The sequence below is a fragment of the Paenarthrobacter sp. NPDC089675 genome (genome assembly GCF_044749185.1).
In the GTDB taxonomy this organism is placed as follows: Bacteria; Actinomycetota; Actinomycetes; order Actinomycetales; family Micrococcaceae; genus Arthrobacter.
Map to the genome: position 1 here is coordinate 16,651 of NZ_JBIVHM010000009.1, position 19,666 is coordinate 36,316.

Below are 19,666 nucleotides of genomic sequence, written 5' to 3' on the forward strand. Positions count from 1 at the left end.
GCTACTTCTTCGCTTCGTCTTCGTCGATGATTTCGGCGTCAACGATGTCTTCGTCGTTGGCAGCCTTGTCACCAGCAGGAGCACCTTCAGCACCGGCACCCGGAGCGTCAGCTGCGGAGGCCTGCGAGTAGATGGCCTCGCCGAGCTTGGTCTGGGAAGCCTGGAGCTTCTCGAACGCCGTCTTCACGGCGGCGTCGTCGGTGCCTTCCAGCGCGGACTTGAGGGAGTCGACGTCGGCCTTGACCTCAGTCTTGACCTCTTCGGGCAGCTTGTCGTCGTTGTCGGCGATCAGCTTCTCCACCGAGTAGGCGAGCTGCTCAGCGGAGTTACGGGTATCCGTAGCTTCGCGGCGGGCCTTGTCCTCAGCGGCGTGCTCTTCGGCTTCGCGGACCATGCGGTCGATGTCGTCCTTGGACAGTGCCGTGCCACCGGTGATGGTCATGGACTGTTCCTTGCCGGTGCCCTTGTCCTTGGCGGACACGTGGACGATGCCGTTGGCGTCGATGTCGAAGGTGACCTCAACCTGCGGAACACCACGCGGCGCCGGAGCGATGCCCGTCAGTTCGAACGTGCCCAGCGGCTTGTTGTCGCGGGTAAATTCACGCTCGCCCTGGAAGACCTGGATGGCCACGGACGGCTGGTTGTCATCAGCGGTGGTGAAGGTCTCCGAACGCTTGGTGGGGATGGCCGTGTTGCGCTCGATGAGGTGCGTCATGACGCCACCCTTGGTTTCGATACCGAGGGACAGCGGCGTGACGTCGATGAGGAGAACGTCCTTGCGCTCACCCTTGAGGACACCGGCCTGCAGTGCAGCACCAACGGCCACGACTTCGTCCGGGTTGACGCCCTTGTTGGGCTCCTTGCCGCCGGCGAGTTCCTTGACGAGCTCGGAGACAGCAGGCATACGGGTGGAGCCACCGACGAGGACGATGTGGTCGATGTCGGAAACCTTGATGCCGGCTTCAGCGATGACGTCGTGGAACGGCTTCTTGGTGCGGTCCAGGAGGTCCTTGGTGAGGTCCTGGAATTTGGCACGGGTCAGCTGCTCGTCCAGGTGGACCGGGCCGTCGGGGGTGACGGACAGGTACTGGAGGGAGATGTTGGTGCTGGTCGAGGAGGAAAGTTCCTTCTTGGCCTGCTCGGCAGCTTCGCGGAGGCGCTGCAGGGCGATCTTGTCCTTGGAGAGGTCGATGCCCTTGACCTTGAGCTGGCTCAGGAGCCATTCGACGATGCGGTTGTCCCAGTCGTCGCCACCGAGGCGGTTGTCACCGGCGGTTGCGCGGACCTGGATGGTGGAGAAGTTGTCTTCGTCCTTGCCAACCTCGAGGAGGGAGACGTCGAAGGTACCGCCACCGAGGTCGAAGACCAGGATGAGTTCGTCTTCCTTGCCCTTGTCCAAACCGTAGGCCAGGGCGGCCGCGGTGGGCTCGTTGACGATGCGGAGGACGTTGAGGCCTGCGATTTCGCCGGCTTCCTTGGTGGACTGGCGCTCGGCGTCGTTGAAGTAAGCCGGGACGGTGATCACAGCGTCGGTGACCTTTTCGCCCAAGTAGCTCTCGGCGTCGTTCTTAAGCTTCATGAGGATACGCGCGGAAATTTCCTGCGGCGTGTACTTCTTGTCATCGATGGCGACGGTCCAGTCGGTGCCCATGTGGCGCTTGACGGAGGCGATGGTGCGATCGATGTTGTTGACGGCCTGGCGCTTGGCGATCTCGCCAACCAGGACCTCGCCGGACTTGGAGAACGCGACGACGGACGGCGTGGTGCGGCCGCCTTCTGCGTTGGCGATGACGGTGGGCTCGCCACCTTCAAGAACAGAGACCACGGAGTTGGTTGTTCCGAGGTCGATACCTACTGCACGTGACATATCTTGTTTTTCCTTTCAATGACCGATGTTGAAGATTGCGCCCGCCAGCACTCTCCGCTGGAGCGGTTGCTGGTTCGGGAGCCCACTCAACAATCGGCTAGTTGAGCGTTCTGCACTCAACTGTACTCAGCCTCGGAACGATGTCAATCCAAAGTTGAGTCAAGTACGCTCAAGTTTGCTTCCTTGGTAGGCAGAAGGCCCGGAATCACGCGGAATTTAGGGCTGGTTTCGCTCAGCGTGAACTGGCAGACTGCTGGGCTGACGCCTCTCAGGTGGCTCGGGCTTGTACACCCACGCCACAAGCACCACTGAGATGATCATCAGCAGGAACCACGCCAGCAGCTTGTCGATCGAGACAGCCTGCCACCCATTCAACTGGTTCGGGTAGAGCCACGCACGGGACCATGTGCCGATGTTCTCCGCGAACCAAATAAACAGCGCCACCAGCAGGAACGAAACCAGGATGGGCATGCGGAACCGCTTGCGGAACACCCGGTAATGCATCACGCACCTGCCGTAAACAAGGACGACGGCGGCCAGCAGCACCCAGCGGAAGTCGAAGATGTAGTGGTGCGAGAAGAAATTGAGGTAGATCCCGGCCGCCACAAGGGCCGTGATCCAACGGCGTGGGTAGCGGTCGAAGCGGAGGTCGAACAGCCGGAACACCCGCACCATGTAGGAGCCCACGGCCGCGTACATGAAGCCACTGAACAGCGGAACCGCGCCTATGCGGAGGATGCCGTCCGCCTCATAGGACCAGGAGCCAACATCGGTTTTGAACAGCTCCATGACCGTCCCCACCACATGGAACAGGACGATCACGCGAAGCTCGCGTAAGGTCTCCAGCCGGAAGACAACCATCAGCACTTGGATTGCCACGGCCGCGAGGGTCAGGAAGTCGTTGCTAGCCAGGTCCGCCTCGGAGGGGTACCACAGACGCACACCGATGATTACGGCCAACAGGGAGGCCCCGAAAACGCAGGCCCATGCCTGCTTCAGGCCGAAGACTACGAACTCCGTGAGCCCGGCGCGCAGTCGTCCGGCAGAGCGGTCCAGGTAGCGGTGGGCGACGGCATCAATGGACCGCTCAACCGAGGTGGAATTACGCATGCGGCACAGCGTCCCGGAGCGGGGTCGGCTTCAAGGTACTCAGGCAGTAGTCCCGAGGCCAGTGCCGGATCCGCTGCGGCAACCGGGGATACACCCGACCCACTACCCGCATGGTCCTGTCGAAGCGCCGGGCATGCACCGGCGTCCAGTCGAAGCCGAATCCTTGCCGGAGGTGGTCGGGCAACAGGCCAACCGTCAGGAACCGGGCCACCGGCATTACCAGCCGCATGAGGGCAGGACCGCCCACCGGATAGAGCAAGTCCCGGGCGATCTTTCGTGCCTTCTCGTCCGGCCGCAGAACCGCCAACTGCTCGTTCCAGTACTGGGCGAACGCCGCCCGATCCACCGGCCACATGTCCGCAGGCAGCTGCAGCGCTGTCCCAATCCGCGCATAGTCCCGGTACATCAGGTCCGCGGTCTCGTCGTCGAGCGTTCCATGGACCTGCTCGTAGACAGTGAGTGCCGTGTTGTACAACGTGGCCACAACCCACAGTTGCGAGGAGGCGTCGAAAGCGCTGTAGCCGCTGGACGTCCCGTCGGCCGTGCGACGGACGGGCGCGTGGGCGCGATTGACTGCGCGGCGAACCGCCGTGACCTGCTCCTCGGAGCCGTAAACAATGGCGTAGACGTAGGTCAGCGTGGCCTTGAGCCGATCCTGCGGACGGTCAACGAAATTACTGTGGTCCGCCACGCCATGACCCACCCGGGGATCGGCGATTTGCAGGAGAATGGCGCGCCCGGCACCGGCGAGCAGAACGCCCTCCGCCCCGATGTCAGCCAGTCCACGAGCCATCCGAATACTCTACTTCCGCCCTTTACAGCCCGGCGACTTTCTGCAGCACGGAAAGCTGATGCCCAAAGAGCTCTTCGCGCGCGGCAAACGTGTCAGCACCGTACTGCCCAAACACCTCAAAACTGACAGCCCCGAACAACGACGTCCACACCAGCACGCCCCGCGCGAGCGACGCATCCGGTGCAGCGAGCCCCATCTCCGCGCGGATACTCGCCAGGTCCCCGGCAAGCTTGGGAGGAATAACGACGTCGGGACCCACCTCCGCATCCATCGCGCCGGCCCGGTACGCGCCGTCGAAAATCCCCACGAGGCGCACTATGACCCGGGTGCCGGGACCGGTGGTCCGCTCGCCAGGGGCTTGGTACCCGGGGACGGGGCTGCCGAACAGGAGCGCGTAACTGGCTGGCTCTCGAAGCGCCCAGTTCCGAACGGCGTTCCCGAGTGCCCGGAATTGCCCGGCGAAGTCTTGGCCGTCCACGGCGTCGACGGCCCCGTCCACCTCATCGCCGAGTTCGTTATAGGCGTCAATAAGGAGAAGGGTCAGGAGTTCGTCGCGATTCTCCACGTAGCGGTACACAGCGGACGACACGACGCCGAGATCGCGGGCAACGGCGCGGAGGGAAAGGGCCGCTGCGCCATGGACTGCCAAGTGTTCACGTCCCAGCCGGACAATGTCGGCAATGGTCTGGGCGCGTGCCCGCTCCCTGGGCGTAGGTGGCTTTGCTTCGGCTGTTGGCGGCATAGGAACAGCTTCTCACAAATGAGAGCAGCGTAAACCATTGAGAGCAGTGCTCTTGACTTTTGAAACTGCAGAGTGGATTCTGGAATTGAGAGAGCAGTGCTCTCGTTCTATCAGGCACTCCAGAAAAGAGAATCCCATGTACGTCGTTACCGGAGCAGGACCAGTCGGTTGGACCGTCGCTGAACAACTCGCAGCCCAAGGCCACGACGTCCGCGTCCTGACGCGCTCAGGAAGCGGCCCCGAACACCCGCTCATTCAACGGATGCGGGTGGATGCCTCGAAGGCCGCCCAGTTGGCCGACGCCGTGACCGGAGCAGAAGCCGTCTTCCACTGCATCCACGGATCCAAATACCGGGCAGTCGACTGGGCCGCCGAACTCCCCCAGGCCGAGCGCGTGGTGATGGATGCAGCGGCGGCCGCGGGCGCCGTCGTCGTATTTCCTGAAAGCCTCTACTCCTACAGCGAGCCCGACCGCATCATGACCGAGGCCGGACCGCGCGGGGCGACGGGCGGCAAGCGTGGCGTCCGGACGGAGCTGCTGAAAGCGCGGGCGGCGCACGCGGCCAACGCGGTCAGTATGGTGGCGGGCGACTTCTTTGGGCCCCGGGTTCTCATGGCGCACGCAGGCGAACGCGTGGTTCCCCTGGTGCTCGGCGGGAAAACCGTGCAGGTACTGGGCAGTGCGGACCAGCCACATTCGTTTACGTACGTCCCGGACCTTGCTGCGGCGATGATTGCAGCAGCGCAAAAGCCCGAGCTGTGGAACCGTGTGCTGCATGCGCCGACGGGACCGGCGATGACCCAGCGCGAACTGGCCGGCGCGTACGCCATGGCGGCCGGAGTGCGGAATCCCAAGGTCACTGCCGTACCAGGGTGGGTGATGCGCCTCGCCGGTGTCTTTTCCACGGACATGCGCGAACTGGTGGAGATGCTGTACCAATTCGAGCGCCCGTTCGTCATGGACTCGATCGAGAGCCAACGGTTGCTGGGCCTGGAACCGACTCCCCTGCAGGAAGCAGCGGCGGCAACGGTGGCGTGGTGGCAGGGCCGCGTGGCATCACGGGATTGACAGCTCATCTGCATCGTCATCGGGTTCGGCCCAGTCGAGGGCTGCGACGAGGTGCCCTTCGTTAGGTAGCGCTCGTTGTTCGGCAGCGGGGAGTTTGTCATAGGTGTAGGCGGCGACTGCCATGGGCGAGGTGGAGCGGCCGAGGCTGTACCGGACGCTGCGGTCGTTCTTGGTGCCGCAGATAAGAATGCCGATGGTTTCGTTGTGATGCTCCCTGCGCAGCATGTCATCAACGAGGGCCACATAGAAGTTCAGCTTACCGGCGTACTCCGGCTGGAACTTTCCGGTCTTGAGTTCGATGACGACATATCGGTTCTGGTCCATGTGGAAGAACAGCATGTCGACGTAGTAATCGTCGCCGTCAACGTCAAAGTGCACCTGTCGGCCGACGAACGAAAAACCTGGTCCGAGTTCCCGCAGGGTCTCGGTGATCCGGCGGGTCAGGGCAAGTTCCAAGTCGCGCTCGGCAACCTCTCCGGACAGGCCGAGAAATTCGAAGTTGTACGGGTCCTTTGCGACTTGTTGGGCCAACTCGGAATCTGGTCCAACAAGCTGTTGGACAAAATTCGACGGCGCTGCGCCAGTCCTTTCCAGGGTCCTGTTCATGATCATGTTCAGGAGGACGTTACGGGACCACCCGTGCTCAACGGCCGCGGCGGCGTACGAATCTCTTTGACGTTGGTGCTCGGCCTTATCCAGGAGGACTGTGATGTGGCCCCACGGCAATTGTGCAACAGCTTGTTGCACAATTGGGTCGGGCCAAGCAGCGGCAAAGGCCCGCATGTAGAAGAGGTTGCGTCTGGACAGGCCCTTCATGTCAGGGAACTCGGCCCGCAGGTCGTCAGCCAGGCGCCCCATGACTCCGGTCCCCCATTGCTCCACCTGTTGGCGTTCCAAAACCGTCTTTCCGATCGACCAATACAGCTCGATCAGTTGTGTGTTGACAGTTCGACGGGCTGTTAGACGCGCGGACCGGACGCGTTCCTTGAGCGTGGTCACAAGATCTGTGTAGCCCTCAGGCAAGGACAGACCGCGCGAGTCGGTCATGACTTTGGGATTCACTTCCATGGGTTGAGCCTCACATCAGGCACTGACATTCATGGCCGACCCGGAGCTTCCAGGCCATGGGGAATCGCACGGGTCCCGTGATTAACCGCTCTTGTCACACAATTAACCACCCATTCACACCACCCTCGACGTCTGTCAACTAAGCTTCCTTAGCGTCGAGCGCATGGAAAACATCACCCGCAGATCCCTCATTTCCGCCGGCCTGGGCGCCGGCTTGGTTGCCGCTGTCCCCGTCAGCGCGATGGCCGTTTCAACAGCGGACGACGCCGGTCTCCGCACCGATCCATTCACCCTCGGCATCGCGTCGGGCGAGCCGTGGCCCGACGGCTTCGTCATCTGGACCCGCCTCGCTTTGAACCCCGTCGCCGAGGATGGCCTGGGCGGGATGCCCTCACGCAACGTCGCCGTCGCTTGGGAAGTGGCCGAAGACCAGGCCATGCGCCGGGTTGTAACCCGCGGCGTCGAGCATGCCCGGATCGAAACCGCCCACTCAGTGCACGTCGAGCTCAAAGGCCTCAAGCCAGGTCGCGAGTACTTCTACCGCTTCCGCACCGGCCGACACTTCAGTACCGTCGGACGCACCCTCACCAGCCCAGCGCCGCGAGAAACGCCGGCTGCGCTGGCCATGGCCTTTGCCAGTTGCGCCCAGTACGAGCACGGCTACTTCACCGCGTACTCCCGCCTCGCAGAAGACCACCCCGACCTGGTGCTCCACCTGGGCGACTACCTCTACGAATACAAGAAGGGCAGCTATGTGATTGCGGGTGGCAACCCACGCGACCACGAGGGGCCGGAGACGGTCTCGCTGGCGACCTACCGCCAGCGTCACGCCCAGTACAAAGCCGATACCGACCTGCAGGCCGCACACGCAATAGCGCCCTGGTTGGTTGTATGGGACGACCACGAAGTGGACAACAACTGGGCAAACGACATTCCGGAGAATAGCGAGCCTGCCCAGCTCAACGACACCACCGAGCACTTCCGGCAACGTCGCGCCGCGGCATTCCAGGCCTACTACGAGAACATGCCGCTGCGTCCGTCGTCGCTCCCGGCAGGCTTCGACATGAAGATCTACCGCACCATCCAGTGGGGCCAGCTCGCCAACTTCCACATGATGGACACCCGACAGTACCGCGACGACCAGCTCGCCGGAGACGGCTGGCGGAAGAACGTGGCCGAGCGCCTGGACGAGAACCGCACCATCACCGGAGCCGAACAGGAACAGTGGCTGCTGGACGGATTCCGGACCTCCACCCAGCGGTGGGACATCCTTGGCCAGCAGGTCTTCTTCGCCGAACGGGACCGCGACAAAGCCCCCGAGATCGACGATGTCTCCATGGATGGCTGGGACGGATATGCCGCCTCCCGCCGCCGCATCACCCAAGGTTGGCTGGACGCGAAGGTGCGCAACGCCGTCGTACTTACCGGCGACGTCCACCGCCACTGGGCCACCGACCTCAAGGTGGACTACAAGGATCTGGCCTCGCCCGTGGTGGGCTCGGAACTGGTGTGCTCGTCCATCACCTCCACAGGCGACGGAACAGGTTCCACCACGGACCCGACCATGGTATGGAACCCGCACCTGAAGTTCTACAACGACAACCGCGGCTACGTGAACACCCGCATCACCAAGGACGCCATGACCGCGGACTTCCGGGTGCTGGACTACGTCACCAAACCGGGGGCACCGGTCAGCACGAATAAGTCCTTCACCATCAACGACGGCGTACCCGGCCTGGCCTAACCCGTCCGGGGGACCTCCCAACTGGGGGACCTCCCAACTGGGGGACAGCACCTGCTCCATTGACGGCTCAGTGGAACGGTTGCTGTCCCCCAGTTGGGCCGTCTTCAATCGAATGGAGTTATCCCTGTTTCCCCAGTGACTACGGGCAACAGCGGGAGTAACCTATTCCCAGTTACGTTTGTGGATCACCTTAAAGCTGGGGTTCTGCCGTGGGCTATGTGCGATCGTCACTGTCCGACCTTCTCGGCGTCCTTTCCGACGCCGTCGCTCCCCAACGCGTCAGGTACGACGACGGCTCCCCCAACGGCGCGGATACCCCGGCGGACGTTCCGGTCACCGTCCACGCCGTCGCGCTTAACCGGGTAGGCCGCTCCCGCCGCGACGGTCCGGTCCTGGACTTGGAGTTGCGCGTTGCCGTGGAATGCCACGGACCCGAGCAACTCGACAACATGGAACAACTCCTCCTCTCGGTGGAACGCCACAGCCAGTACTCAATCGTCTCCAGCAGCGAATACCGGCCCGGCGAATACGAGCAGAGCATCCGCGACGGATTAGGTTTCCTGGTCCGCATACCGGTAGCGCTCCGCTTCGAAGAACCCTCCGGACCGCCTGTCCTGGAGCCACTCATCGCCAAGACCGGAGTTGCCCGGCGCATCCATGGACGCTTGGTGGACGTCCACAACAAAGGCATCCCCGACGCCTACATCCACGCCCATTCCTCCGCCACCGCCGTCGTCAGCGATGCGACCGGCCACTTCGAGGTCCTGGCCTCGGCGGACGAACTCCAGCACTTTGCCGTGGCAGTACGCGGCACTGAACGGGAAGTCTCGGCCAGCACCAGCAGCCTGCCGGTCATCATCCGGTGGACCTGAGCCCGCCTGTTTGCGGGCAGGAAAGGGAGCGCACCATGGCGAACTATCAGGCGCCAGGCGTTTATGTACAGGAAGTGCCCAGCGGCGCGCGCGCCATCGGACAGGTCAGCACAAGTATCGCCGGTTTTGTGGGCGTAGCCCCGGACAACGACGCGTTGGTAGGTGAAGTCCGTGTGCTGGACAACTGGACCCAGTTCGTGGACCAATACGTGGGCAACGCGGCCGAGGGGACGCCCCTTTCCAACGCTGTTTACGGCTTCTTCTCGAACGGAGGAAGCCGTTGTTACGTGGTCAACGTAGGAGCAGGAGGCAGCCTGACCGGGACGGCTTCGGCGCCCAACGGACTCACCCTGTTCGAGGCAGTGGACGACATCTCCATGGTCGCTGCCCCCGGCTACGCCACCGCGGAAGCGTACGCTGCGCTGCAGGAACACGTGGAACACCCGCTGCGTCAGGACCGTATGGCGATCATGGACACCGTTGAGAAAGTGGACGACGTCGGCTCGCTCACCCGGGCTGCTACGTCCGGGGTTCCGGAGGGCGCGGATTCCGGGTCCTCAGCTTCGGGGTCCGGGTCAGCTTCCGGGTCCGGCTCGACGAAGAAGGGTTCGACCGAGGCCTCGGACCAACAGGACTTGGGGGCCCCGCAGTCTCCCGGCGGATACACCGCGCTGTACTTCCCCTGGATCGTGATGATCGACCCCGTTTCCGGGAAAAAGGTGACCCAACCGCCGTCGGGCCATATCGCGGGGGTATGGGCTCGCGTCGACGCGACGCGCGGCGTCCACAAGGCCCCGGCGAACGAGCCGATCCAGGGCGCCATCGACTTGGTGCGGCGCGTGAGCCGAGGTGAGCAGGAAGTCCTGAACCCGGCGGGCGTGAATTGCATCCGCTACTTCCCGGGCGAGGGTATCCGGGTATGGGGCGCGCGGACCAAAGCGCCCGAAGCCAGCGAATACAGGTACGTGAACGTGCGCAGGCTGACCAACATGATCAAGGAATCCGTGGCGGACGGGACACGGTGGGTGGTGTTCGAACCCAACGACCACACGCTGTGGAAGTCGATCCGCCGGGACATCGGGGCGTTCCTGACCAACGTGTGGCGTGACGGTGCTTTGCTGGGCACTACCCCTCAACAGGCGTTCTTCGTGAAGTGCGACGAAGAAACCAACCCTCCCGAAGTCCGCGATGCCGGGCAAGTGGTCACGCTGATCGGCATCGCCCCGGTGAAGCCGGCTGAGTTCGTGATCTTCAAACTGATGCAATCGGCGGACAACACCAGCCAGACGGAAAACGCAGGAGCCTGACATGAGCACCCCAACACCTGCAGCACAGCCGGGCAACGTGGTGGACCCGTACAGGGCCTACAACTTCAAGCTCGTCATCCAGGGCGTCGTCCAGGGCCACTTCACCAAGGTGGAGGGCCTCGGGCTCAAGATCGGCCGCATCCTCTACCGGTCCGGCGGCGAAAACAGCACCGTCCGGGTGATCCCCGGGCAAGTGGAGTACACACCGGTCACGCTGAAGTACGGCCTCACGGACTCCACCGAAATGCTGCAATGGCTCTTCAAAGCCGTCAATGGGACCGTAGAGCGGAGGAACGTCTCCATCGCGATGCTCAACGACGCCGGTTCCACCGAAGTACGCCGCTGGAACCTTCTGGGGGCGTGGCCGTGCGACTGGTTCGGCGCACCCCTTGACGCCATGGGCAAGGATCTCGCCATTGAGACCCTCAGCATCGCCTACGACCGCCTGGAGCTCGACGATGCCCGCGCTCCGGTCGCTTAAGGGCATTCCCTGGCGCAGTGCCCTGGCTGGGCGGCTTCGCCGGGTGGCCGCATGGGTCGATCCGGCCCGCGGGGCCGACGTCGCCGGTTTGGAAAGCCCGACGGCGGCCCGCGGCTTCGATCTCGACGGCGCACCTGCGCATTGGGTTGCCATGCTTCGGGAGGCCGGGCTGGTCCCTCCCGCTGCTCCCAAGCGCGTGGCTCCCAAGCTCGCAGCTCCCAACCTCGTTGCGAGGCCCGCTCTGCGTGCTTTGACGCGTCCATGGCGCGCAAAGCAGGCCCCGCAAGTTGAGCCCACCGCCGAGCAACCCGTTGCGCTTGCCCTCAGGCTTCGCACACCGGCCCACAGAGAAGCACCACATAAGCCCACCACCTACGAACCACCTCCAAACCCACCCGTTGCCAGGCCCGCTCTACGCCCCAACGAGCCAACAAAGAGCGCAGAGCAGGCCCCAGAGGGTGAGCCCACGGCGGGCCAGGCGGTTGCGAGGCCCGATGTACGTGCTTCTGAGCACGCAGAAGGCGCAGAGCAGGCCCCGCATCGCACTCCTGTTTTAAAGCTGCGCACTCCCGCCCGCCCAGGCGCCGCGAGCATCCTGGAAGCACCTTCCGACCCACGCACTGAGAGGCCCATTGAGAGGCCCATTGAGAGGCCCAAATTACGTCCCATATCTCCTCCATGGAACGCAGAGCAGGCCACACAATCAGTTCACGTACAAGCACCCACAAACCCACCCGTTGCCAGGCCCGCTCTGCGCCCCAACGAGCCACCAAAGAGCGCAGAGCAGGCCCCACAACGCAGCGTGCCCACCGAAAACCACACTCCGGCGCCCGGCCGCCCAGGGGTTTGGCCGGAACTCGTAGCAAGGACCACCCCGGCCCAGGCCAACCCTGCGAGCGCCGTCACCCAGGCCATAGCCCGCCAGGCACGGCTGGCCCGGGAGCACGGAGCGCTGTGACATGGAACGGGTCGCCTTCCTGATCGAGGACACCGGGGAACACCTTGGTTGTTTGCTCAATCCCGAGACCGTGGTCATGCAGCGGACCGCGGGCGTTGAACCGCGCAGGAGTGCAGGCGGAAAGCTCAGCGGCACCGGGCTCGCGGACGATCCCCTCCTCTTCACCGGCGGCGGCCACACCGAACTGCGGCTGGATCTCCTGTTCGACGTCGACCTCGCGCCGGCGTCGCTCCATGTGCAGGACGTGCGGCAGATGACCCGCCCCCTCTGGGCGCTCGCGGAAAACAGCGCCGAAGTGGAGCGGCAACGTCGGCCGCCGTCGGTCCGGTTTGTCTGGGGCCGCGCATGGAACGTCCCGGGCGTGGTGACCGAAGTTGCTGAGCGCTTCGATCGTTTTGCACCGGATGGTTCGCCCCTGCGCTCGTGGATGCGGATGGTCTTTGTCAGGGTGGGCCAGGCCGCGGATGAAGAGGGTGGCGAGAACTACGAACTCGCCCGGCGCCTGCCGGCCGTGGACCTCACGGCTCCGCCTGTGGATACCCTTCCGGTGACGGGTGACGGCAGCACCGACCGGGAGGCGTTGATGCCCGACGGCGGTGAGCTTCTTCCCGAGGTGCCACCGGCTGAGCTGGGACGACTGTCCGTGGAAGCCTTCGGCACGCCCCTTCTCTGGAAGCTGCTCCTTGAGTACAACAACATCGATGACCCGGCCCACTTCAATGGCCCGCTGGCCGTCCCACCCGTGGGTGAAGCGCCATGAGGCAACTCCAGGGCCTCCCGGAACTCATCGTCACACTTGGCAGGCGCAGGCTCACCACGGCCGAAACAGCGGCCATCGTGTCGGTCAACGTGCTCAGTTCCCTGGCGAGGCCTGCCCAATGCCTCATCAGTTGGCGTCCGGGGCCGGGCCGGACAGCCGCAGCCCGGGGCGGAGTGGACCCCGCGCCCGGCGATGCCCTCCGGGTGGAACTTGGTGGCCAACGTACGGCGCTCTTCGCGGGTGAGGTCACGGTGGTGGAGTACAGCTACGGGGCCGACCTCGGCCAGGAGATCCGCATCCGGGCCTACGACGCCCTGCATCGGCTGAGGAAACGCCAGTACACCCGGCTCCACGCCGATACGGACCTCGCGGCACTGGCCAAGACACTGTGCGACGGGACAGGACTGAACGTGGTGGGCGGCGGCGAGCACTTGGGGCACGTCTATCAATGTGCCCGTACGGACCTCAGCCTCCTGGTGGAACAGAGCGCCCGCGTTGGCGCCTATCCCGTGGTCCACGACGGCACCCTCAGGCTCACTGGGCTCGACGGCGAAGGCGAACCACTCGAACTGACGCTCGGCTCCACGCTCCACTCGGCCGAGATCGAACTCAGCCAGGAACCCGCCTACGCCAGCGCAGCAAGCAACGGCTGGCGTGCCGAGGATGCCTCCATCCACCAGGCAAGCACCAGCAGCAGCGACGCCAAGGCCCAGGCCATGGCAGACCCGGGCCTCGCGAGTGTAGGCGCAGGCGGTGAATTCAGCAGGGACAACGAACTCCTCGACAGCACTGCGCTCGCAGGCCAACTGGCCCGCGCGGAGTTGGACGTACGGATCGCCGGCCAAGTCACGGGCGTTTTCGTGGCCGAAGGGGATCCGAAGTTGAGGGCTGGCGGGCGGATCAGGATTAACGGCGTTGCAGCGAATATCGAGGGCACCTACCTGATCGCGAGTGCCGCGCACCGCTTGGACGGCACAGGATACGAAACCACCATCACCACGCGTCCTCCCATGCCAGTACCCGAACGGAAGCCCGACGTCTTCACCCTCGGGATCGTAGTGGACACGGAGGACCCGGAAGCGAGGGCTCGGGCACAGGTCCGGCTACCCGCGTATCCGGACCTGCAAACAGCATGGGCTCCCGTGCTCATGGCAGCTGCAGGGCCGGATAAGGGCCTGGTGGTCCCACCGGCGCCGGGCGACAACGTCCTGGTCCTGCTCCCCGCGAGCGACCCCGCGCAGGCCATCATCCTGGGCGGCCTGTACGGCAGCGAGCAGCCGCCGGACCATGGCGTCAACACACCCCGGGACAGCCGCTTTACCTTCCGGACCGCGGGTGGCCAGCAAGTGATGCTCGACGGCGGTGCCCGCACCATCAGCTTCATGGACGGCCACGGTTCCTCGGTGGAACTGGGACCGGACAAACTCCGCATCACGGCAGCTACCGACCTGGTGCTTGAAGCGCCAGGCAAGGCCATGAAAATCCGCGCGAAAACCGTCGACTTCGAGGAGGCCTGAAGACACCATGAAGGTCCTCGTCAAGGAAGCAATCCTCCGCTGCGGCCACGACGGCAAAGTAGAAAACGTTCCCTCCCAGGAATGGGTCCGCATCAAAGAGTCGGCAATCCTGGTAGCCACGGATCCACAGGGCCGGGACATCAGCATGTGCCCGAATGTCGGCATCAACATCAAGCCCTGCAACAAGACCTTGCCCGTGACCAAGGGGTATTCCACGTTCGTCACCATCGGCGGCAAAGCAGTGTGCCTGGACACGGTTGAGGGTTTCACGGACGGAACTCCTCCGGGTGCGGTGAAATACAACGTCCGCCGGCCGGGCCAGACGTTCGTGGAGGCGGGCTCATGACAGGAAGAACACCGTGAGCGCCCCGCGCTACAAGTCCGTGGCTTTCATCCACCCGGACTTCGACGCCACCGCCGGGCTGCCCGGGCTGAGGATCACGGCTGCGGGCAGGCTCGCGACAGTCACGGACGCCGCCTCGGTCAGGCAGGCCCTCTTGCTCCTGCTCAGCACCCGGCCGGGCGAGCGCGTCAACCGCCCGACGTACGGCTGCCACCTCTTCCGCCTCGCATTCGCCCCTGCAGACGACACCACGGCCGGGCTTGCCATCCACTACGTGGCCAAGGCCGTGGAACAGTGGGAGCGCAGGATCACGGTGCTGTCCCTGGATGCCGCACGGTCCGCCGAGAGCCCCGAGATACTCGAAGTCAGGTTGAAGTACCGGGTCCGGACGTCCCGGTTGGAGGACGAAATCATCATCGGCTTGCCGGTTGAGTCAGGAGGCGCAGCATGAGCATTCCTGTCCCCAACCTGGACGACCGGAACTTCGCGGACTTGGTGGCCGGTGCCCGCGAACGCATCCAGCAGATCGCCCCGGAATGGACGGACCTGTCCGTCCACGATCCCGGAATCACCATCGTGGAAGCCTTCGCCTACCTCACGGACACGCTGATGTACCGGGTGAACCGTGTGCCGGACAAGCTCTACGCCGTGTACCTGAACCTGCTGGGCACCTCGCTTTATCCGCCGAGCTGCGCGGAAACCAACCTGGAATTCGGCCGGACATCGGCCAACTCGGACCAGGAAATCCACATTCCCCGCGGTACCCAGGTCAGCTGTCCACCCGGCGTTCCGGGAACACCCCAGCCGGTATTCACGACGACGGCGGCCGGGACACTCGCGCCCGGCCAGGGCAGCGTTGTGGTCCCCGCAGCCGATGTCACCATGTACGACGCCGTCCTGATCGGTTCCGGTACCGGCCGGCCCGGCCAGAGCTTCGTGATCCCGAACGCGCCGATCGTTTCGGGCGCAGGCCTGGCAATCGCCGTCGAGGTTCCTCCCGGGACGCGGCTCAGCAGCGGCGAGGCGGTGCTGGTGGACGGCAAGGCGTTCCGCTATTGCCAGGAAGTGGAAGCATTCGCGGACGCTGCTCCTGGGGAGGTGCCGGTGCGGATCGACCGGAGTGCCGGCGTCGTGATGTTCGCTTGGTGGGACGAAGAATCCGCAGCCCGGACACCTACAGCGGTTCCGGGTGCCGGCGCGGAAGTGCGGGCCTGGTACCGGAGCGGCGGCGGTGCGGCCGGAAACGTTGGCGCGGGCCAGTTGACCGTGCTGAGATCACCGGTGCAAGGCGCTAAAGTCACCAACCCGGAGCCGGCAACGGGAGGTCGCGACGGGGAGTCGTTGCAGAATGCCCTGAGGCGCGCACCGCAGGACTTCCAAGCGCGGGACCGTGCCGTGACGGTCCGCGATTACGAGGTGCTGGCACGCCGGCATGGTGGCGTCGCACGCGCGCGTGCCTTCACCCGCAAGGACCTGTGGGCCTTCGCCAGGCCGGGTGAGGTGGAGGTGGTCCTGGTCCCGTTCGTTCCCGCAGCGGACGCCGACCCGAAGAAGGCCGTGAGGGCAGCCGACCTTGACGCCCAAGCCCGTGACCAAGTGCGGTCTGACGTGGAACAATACCTGCGCAGGCGGTCCACGGTTGGCGCCGAGCCTGTAGTGCGCTGGGGCCTCTACAAGCAGGTGCTGGTCGACGCGCGGATCGTGGTTCGTCCCGATGAGGACGCCGAGGCCGTGAAGTCCCGGATCGTGGGCCGCCTGTCTGAAGGCATCAGTCCGCTGGCTCAGGATGCGTCCTCGTACGGTTCGGGGTTCGGCAAACCCCTGCGTGTCTCGAACCTCTACCGCGCCATGGAAGAGGCCGAACCCGGGGTGCAGTACGTGGACCGGGTCCGGCTGGAAGTGGACAAAGTCCCGGACACCGACGCTGTTGGGTTGGTGCAGGCGGAAGGACAGGACAACACGTGGTTCGTGGCGCAGGACGGCATGCTGTTCCGCACCACCAACGCGGCCGATGGGTGGGAAGCATGCGCCGAATTCAGCACCGGCTCGGGTGAAGCCGAAGAAACCGTCCGTGCCATCGCGCCCTTCCGCTCACCCGCGCCGGGCAGGGCGGGCCCCGAAAAGCATCCGGGCATGGTGGCCGTCAGTACTGTCACCGGGGCGGGTTCGCGGATCTACATCAGCAACGACCTTGGCGAATCCTGGCGCAAGAGCGCCGAATTGGGATTCGTCGTCGCGGATCTGTGCTGGGTGGACCGCCAGGGTGAGCCGTTGCTCCTGCTCGCCGGCGAACGCGGGCTTTACGAACTGCCCGTCACCGAAGGGGCCATCCCGATCCAGAACGTGGTGGACGCCGGCCAGCCGGATCGCGGGTTTTACGCAGTGGACGCCCTGGTGGACATCCGGGGCCGCACGGGTGTGGTGGTCGCAGCCGAGGCTTCGGCCGGCGTGTGGTTATCGCCCGACTCCGGAACCGCCGGAAGCTTTAAGCAAGTCAAGGCGGCCGGTGAGGACATCCGCTGCCTGACGGTCCAGTACGACGGCGGTACCAGCTATGTGTGGCTCGGCCGCGCCGTGCCGGAAGGCACCGGAACGGGATGCCTCCGGCTCAAGATCGACGAACTGGGCCGTACGGACTTCGACGAGCAGTTCATGAACTCCTGGGAGGAGTTCAGCGCCGGCTGGACGGGCGGGAGCTGCTGGGGCGTACACGTGATGGGCGATGCCGCCTACGCCGCTACCCAAAGTGGCGGGGTCCTCCGCTTTCAGCTGGGCCAGGCCTCGGCGCAGTGGAGCGTTCCGGACGTGAACTGCAATCTGCCGCTGCGGGACCGGACCAGGTTCGAGCCTGTGCGCTCGGTCTCCGGAGCTGTCCTGCCCGACGGGGTCGCCTTGGTCTTGGCGGCCGGGCCCAAAGGCGTGTACCGGAGCAAGGACAGCGCGGCTTCCTGGGAAAGTTGCACGCGCAGGGTGGTTGAGGACGTGGTGACCCTGCCGGACACCTGGTTGTTCTGCTCGGGTGACCACAGGATCGAGGTGGTGCACGGGAATGGCTGAGGATTCCAAGCTCCTCCGCGTGCTGCCCGAAGTCTTCCAAGTGGCCGCGGAAACGAGCCCGCCCATGCAGGCACTGCTCGCCGTCGCGGAAGATATGCACGCCCCTGTCCGGGAACTTCTGGATCGCCTCCACACCGTCCCCGATCCACGGCGCGCTCCGGCGTCGTTGATTCCGTTCCTTTCCCGCTGGGTGGACCTGGACTGGCTGACGCTGCCCGGGCCCGAGAGCTCCCGCAGCGGCACCATCCCCATCGCCAGGCAACGGGACCTGATCGCTGCGGCGGCCCAACTGTCCGCCCGCCGCGGCACGGAAGACGGGCTCACCCGCTTCCTGCATCTGGCCACGGGGGTGCCCGGGTTCGGCGTCGAATCCGTTCCCGGCGCGTTCCACATCAAGGTGCTGGTTCCCGCGGACGCAGAAGGGCAACTGGAACTGGTTCGCAGGATCGTGAAAGGCGTGAAGCCGGCGCATGTGACGGACGAACTTGTAGTACTGCCCGGTGCACCCAATGAATAAGCAAAACCGGACCCCGATCATCGTGGTGGCGGCCTGCGGGTTGATCGCAGTACTGGTGCTGGTCTTCGGGGTGAGCTGCGGTGGCGGGAACAACGGCGCGGCCGGTGACTGGCAGGCCGGGTTCTCGGGGGCGGCAAAGGGAGGCCGGCTCGGAGCGGCGGACCTTTCCGTGGTGGGCGGCACCTGCTCGGTATCCGACGCGCAGTTGGTGGTGACCGGAGCCTGCGTGCTCCAAGTGAAGGAGTTCGGCGGCGGCTTGTTCTACTTCGGACCACCCACCAAGCGTGCCACCCTGGTTCCGCAACAGCCCGTTACTGTTTCCCTCTTCATTCAGGGGACCCGGGCCGAGCAGGACTCCGGACCCGGCAAAACCGTGGACCTCACCTTTGGCACCTCGGGCGGGCAACTCGGCATCACGTGCCGGGCCCTGGGTGCATGCCTGCTGCTGATGCAGGAAGCCGGAGGCTGAGATGGAAGTATCCGCCCGGACAAGAGGAGCCGAACAATGACCACCATCACCATGACGTTGAGCTCCCCCGACGTGATCCTCAAGGACGGCAAAGGAACGCTCACCGCTTCCGTGACCAACGGATCCCCGGGTCCGGAAAGAGTGGTCCTCGGCGCCTTCCCCGGGCAGGTGACCAATCCGCCGTCGAAAACGTACACCACCATCCCCAACCCGCTCCGGACCATCGCCCCCGGAGCCACCGAGCAGTACGTGGTCAACTTCGATACCGCAGGAGCGGCGGCGGGCAGCTACCCCGTGAAACTGATCGCCTACTCAGCTGATGACGCACCGGAGGACTACGCCGACCAGGCCCACGTGGTCACGCTCAACGTGCCCGCGGCAGAAGCACCCAAGCCCACCCGGCCATTCCCGTGGTTGTGGGTGATCATCGGCGGCGTGGTGCTCCTGGCGATCATCGGCGCGATCCTGTTCTTCATCTTCAAGGACGCCAATGTCCCGGACGTGAAGACCAAGCCGGAGGCCGAAGCGGTCAAGGTCCTAACCGACGCCGGTTTCAAAGTCTCAACCAACCCGACGGAAAGCGCCGAAACAGAAGGAACCGTGGTGACCCAGACCCCTGCGGGCGGAGAAAAAGCAGGCCGCGGCAGCACAATTAACCTCCAAATCGCCACACCTGCGCGGCCCACCGTGCCAGACGTCCTGGGTAAGAGGATCGAGGACGCAAAAGCTGCGTTCCAGAGTGCCAGGATCCAACTCGACTTCACCCAGGGCTCCACCTGTACGTCGTCCGCTTTTGAGCCATTGTTCCGGCCCTGCGTGGTGGTGGGTGTCAATCCGGACATCGGTTCCAAGGTCAACGTCAACGCCCTGGTGCTGGTTCGGACCGAGCCACGTACGGGAATCATCGTGGATCCGCCGTTCAACATCTGCAAGACCAACCCACAGTTCTGCGTGCAAAGGCTGCAACCGTGAGACGGGTTTATACGCCGGGC

The 19,666-nt window shown here is 64.6% G+C and carries 19 protein-coding genes; 14 read left to right on the forward strand and 5 right to left on the reverse strand.

The genetic code is table 11. The annotated features are described in order from the left end of the window. Window position 1: 1 nt before the first annotated feature. The 4 genes from dnaK to ACIPY2_RS17510 all read right to left on the reverse strand — a co-directional run bounded on the left by dnaK (window position 2) and on the right by ACIPY2_RS17510 (window position 4,512). Window positions 2-1,867: a molecular chaperone DnaK gene (gene dnaK / locus ACIPY2_RS17495; protein ID WP_400267667.1), complete on the reverse strand. Its 1,866-nt coding sequence runs from the start codon at window positions 1,865-1,867 to the stop codon at window positions 2-4. 216 nt (window positions 1,868-2,083) lie between these two features. Next, window positions 2,084-2,977: a DUF817 domain-containing protein gene (locus tag ACIPY2_RS17500; RefSeq protein ID WP_400267668.1), complete on the reverse strand. Its 894-nt coding sequence runs from the start codon at window positions 2,975-2,977 to the stop codon at window positions 2,084-2,086. After that, window positions 2,970-3,770 (reverse strand): oxygenase MpaB family protein, encoded by an 801-nt coding sequence (locus ACIPY2_RS17505; protein WP_400267669.1) that lies wholly within the window; start codon window positions 3,768-3,770, stop codon window positions 2,970-2,972. Before ACIPY2_RS17505 ends, ACIPY2_RS17500 begins: the two co-directional genes overlap by 8 nt. Window positions 3,771-3,792: 22 nt before the next feature. Continuing rightward, a complete protein-coding gene (locus ACIPY2_RS17510) occupies window positions 3,793-4,512 on the reverse strand; it encodes a TetR/AcrR family transcriptional regulator (protein ID WP_400267670.1) in 720 nt (239 codons plus the stop codon). Window positions 4,513-4,648: 136 nt separating this feature from the next. On the opposite strand from ACIPY2_RS17510, the gene ACIPY2_RS17515 reads away from it, so the two are divergent. After that, the gene (locus ACIPY2_RS17515; protein WP_400267671.1) at window positions 4,649-5,581 is read left to right on the forward strand and encodes an NAD-dependent epimerase/dehydratase family protein; all 933 of its coding nucleotides are present in this window, start codon (window positions 4,649-4,651) and stop codon (window positions 5,579-5,581) included. Here ACIPY2_RS17515 and ACIPY2_RS17520 read toward each other — a convergent pair. Further along, window positions 5,570-6,628: a YhcG family protein gene (locus ACIPY2_RS17520; protein WP_400267814.1), complete on the reverse strand. Its 1,059-nt coding sequence runs from the start codon at window positions 6,626-6,628 to the stop codon at window positions 5,570-5,572. The genes ACIPY2_RS17515 and ACIPY2_RS17520 overlap by 12 nt on opposite strands. 184 nt (window positions 6,629-6,812) lie before the next feature. Here ACIPY2_RS17520 and ACIPY2_RS17525 point away from each other — a divergent pair, with 184 nt between their 5' ends. From ACIPY2_RS17525 to ACIPY2_RS17585, 13 genes are all read left to right on the forward strand, one after another. After that, entirely contained in the window at window positions 6,813-8,393 is a 1,581-nt protein-coding gene (locus tag ACIPY2_RS17525) for an alkaline phosphatase D family protein (protein WP_400267672.1), read from the forward strand. 218 nt (window positions 8,394-8,611) lie between these two features. Continuing rightward, the gene (locus tag ACIPY2_RS17530) at window positions 8,612-9,265 is read left to right on the forward strand and encodes a hypothetical protein (protein WP_400267673.1); all 654 of its coding nucleotides are present in this window, start codon (window positions 8,612-8,614) and stop codon (window positions 9,263-9,265) included. A 35-nt stretch (window positions 9,266-9,300) separates the two neighbouring features. Next, on the forward strand, window positions 9,301-10,572 hold the full coding sequence (locus ACIPY2_RS17535) for a phage tail sheath family protein (protein WP_400267674.1): 1,272 nt from the start codon (window positions 9,301-9,303) through the stop codon (window positions 10,570-10,572). A 1-nt stretch (window position 10,573) separates the two neighbouring features. Beyond that, window positions 10,574-11,053 (forward strand): phage tail protein, encoded by a 480-nt coding sequence (locus ACIPY2_RS17540; RefSeq protein WP_400267675.1) that lies wholly within the window; start codon window positions 10,574-10,576, stop codon window positions 11,051-11,053. An 802-nt stretch (window positions 11,054-11,855) separates the two neighbouring features. Continuing rightward, on the forward strand, window positions 11,856-12,011 hold the full coding sequence (locus ACIPY2_RS17545; protein ID WP_400267676.1) for a hypothetical protein: 156 nt from the start codon (window positions 11,856-11,858) through the stop codon (window positions 12,009-12,011). Window position 12,012: 1 nt separating this feature from the next. After that, entirely contained in the window at window positions 12,013-12,771 is a 759-nt protein-coding gene (locus tag ACIPY2_RS17550) for a hypothetical protein (protein ID WP_400267677.1), read from the forward strand. Further along, entirely contained in the window at window positions 12,768-14,288 is a 1,521-nt protein-coding gene (locus tag ACIPY2_RS17555; protein ID WP_400267678.1) for a phage baseplate assembly protein V, read from the forward strand. The genes ACIPY2_RS17550 and ACIPY2_RS17555 overlap by 4 nt, the downstream gene beginning before the upstream one ends. A 7-nt stretch (window positions 14,289-14,295) precedes the next feature. Then, complete coding sequence (locus ACIPY2_RS17560; protein ID WP_400267679.1) at window positions 14,296-14,634, forward strand: hypothetical protein; 339 nt, start codon at window positions 14,296-14,298, stop codon at window positions 14,632-14,634. Between the two features lie 13 nt (window positions 14,635-14,647). Beyond that, window positions 14,648-15,082 (forward strand): GPW/gp25 family protein, encoded by a 435-nt coding sequence (locus ACIPY2_RS17565; protein ID WP_400267680.1) that lies wholly within the window; start codon window positions 14,648-14,650, stop codon window positions 15,080-15,082. After that, window positions 15,079-17,688, forward strand: a complete 2,610-nt coding sequence (locus ACIPY2_RS17570; RefSeq protein WP_400267681.1) for a baseplate J/gp47 family protein — start codon at window positions 15,079-15,081, stop codon at window positions 17,686-17,688. Before ACIPY2_RS17565 ends, ACIPY2_RS17570 begins: the two co-directional genes overlap by 4 nt. Then, window positions 17,681-18,205, forward strand: a complete 525-nt coding sequence (locus tag ACIPY2_RS17575; protein WP_400267682.1) for a phage tail protein — start codon at window positions 17,681-17,683, stop codon at window positions 18,203-18,205. The genes ACIPY2_RS17570 and ACIPY2_RS17575 overlap by 8 nt, the downstream gene beginning before the upstream one ends. Continuing rightward, window positions 18,198-18,674, forward strand: coding sequence for a hypothetical protein (locus tag ACIPY2_RS17580; RefSeq protein ID WP_400267683.1), 477 nt, complete (start codon window positions 18,198-18,200; stop codon window positions 18,672-18,674). The genes ACIPY2_RS17575 and ACIPY2_RS17580 overlap by 8 nt, the downstream gene beginning before the upstream one ends. Before the next feature lie 36 nt (window positions 18,675-18,710). Further along, window positions 18,711-19,646, forward strand: coding sequence for a PASTA domain-containing protein (locus ACIPY2_RS17585; RefSeq protein ID WP_400267684.1), 936 nt, complete (start codon window positions 18,711-18,713; stop codon window positions 19,644-19,646). Window positions 19,647-19,666 lie beyond the last annotated feature (20 nt).

Excerpts from the sequence above, each read along its gene's own strand:
- ACIPY2_RS17555 (WP_400267678.1), top strand. The coding sequence starts at position 12,768 with ATGAGGCAACTCCAGGGCCTCCCGGAACTCATCGTCACACTTGGCAGG.
- ACIPY2_RS17520 (WP_400267814.1), bottom strand. The coding sequence starts at position 6,628 with ATGACCGACTCGCGCGGTCTGTCCTTGCCTGAGGGCTACACAGATCTT.
- ACIPY2_RS17515 (WP_400267671.1), top strand. The coding sequence starts at position 4,649 with ATGTACGTCGTTACCGGAGCAGGACCAGTCGGTTGGACCGTCGCTGAA.
- ACIPY2_RS17510 (WP_400267670.1), bottom strand. The coding sequence starts at position 4,512 with ATGCCGCCAACAGCCGAAGCAAAGCCACCTACGCCCAGGGAGCGGGCA.
- ACIPY2_RS17540 (WP_400267675.1), top strand. The coding sequence starts at position 10,574 with ATGAGCACCCCAACACCTGCAGCACAGCCGGGCAACGTGGTGGACCCG.
- dnaK (WP_400267667.1), bottom strand. The coding sequence starts at position 1,867 with ATGTCACGTGCAGTAGGTATCGACCTCGGAACAACCAACTCCGTGGTC.
- ACIPY2_RS17575 (WP_400267682.1), top strand. The coding sequence starts at position 17,681 with ATGGCTGAGGATTCCAAGCTCCTCCGCGTGCTGCCCGAAGTCTTCCAA.
- ACIPY2_RS17500 (WP_400267668.1), bottom strand. The coding sequence starts at position 2,977 with ATGCGTAATTCCACCTCGGTTGAGCGGTCCATTGATGCCGTCGCCCAC.
- ACIPY2_RS17535 (WP_400267674.1), top strand. The coding sequence starts at position 9,301 with ATGGCGAACTATCAGGCGCCAGGCGTTTATGTACAGGAAGTGCCCAGC.
- ACIPY2_RS17560 (WP_400267679.1), top strand. The coding sequence starts at position 14,296 with ATGAAGGTCCTCGTCAAGGAAGCAATCCTCCGCTGCGGCCACGACGGC.
- ACIPY2_RS17580 (WP_400267683.1), top strand. The coding sequence starts at position 18,198 with ATGAATAAGCAAAACCGGACCCCGATCATCGTGGTGGCGGCCTGCGGG.
- ACIPY2_RS17550 (WP_400267677.1), top strand. The coding sequence starts at position 12,013 with ATGGAACGGGTCGCCTTCCTGATCGAGGACACCGGGGAACACCTTGGT.
- ACIPY2_RS17570 (WP_400267681.1), top strand. The coding sequence starts at position 15,079 with ATGAGCATTCCTGTCCCCAACCTGGACGACCGGAACTTCGCGGACTTG.
- ACIPY2_RS17505 (WP_400267669.1), bottom strand. The coding sequence starts at position 3,770 with ATGGCTCGTGGACTGGCTGACATCGGGGCGGAGGGCGTTCTGCTCGCC.
- ACIPY2_RS17585 (WP_400267684.1), top strand. The coding sequence starts at position 18,711 with ATGACCACCATCACCATGACGTTGAGCTCCCCCGACGTGATCCTCAAG.
- ACIPY2_RS17525 (WP_400267672.1), top strand. The coding sequence starts at position 6,813 with ATGGAAAACATCACCCGCAGATCCCTCATTTCCGCCGGCCTGGGCGCC.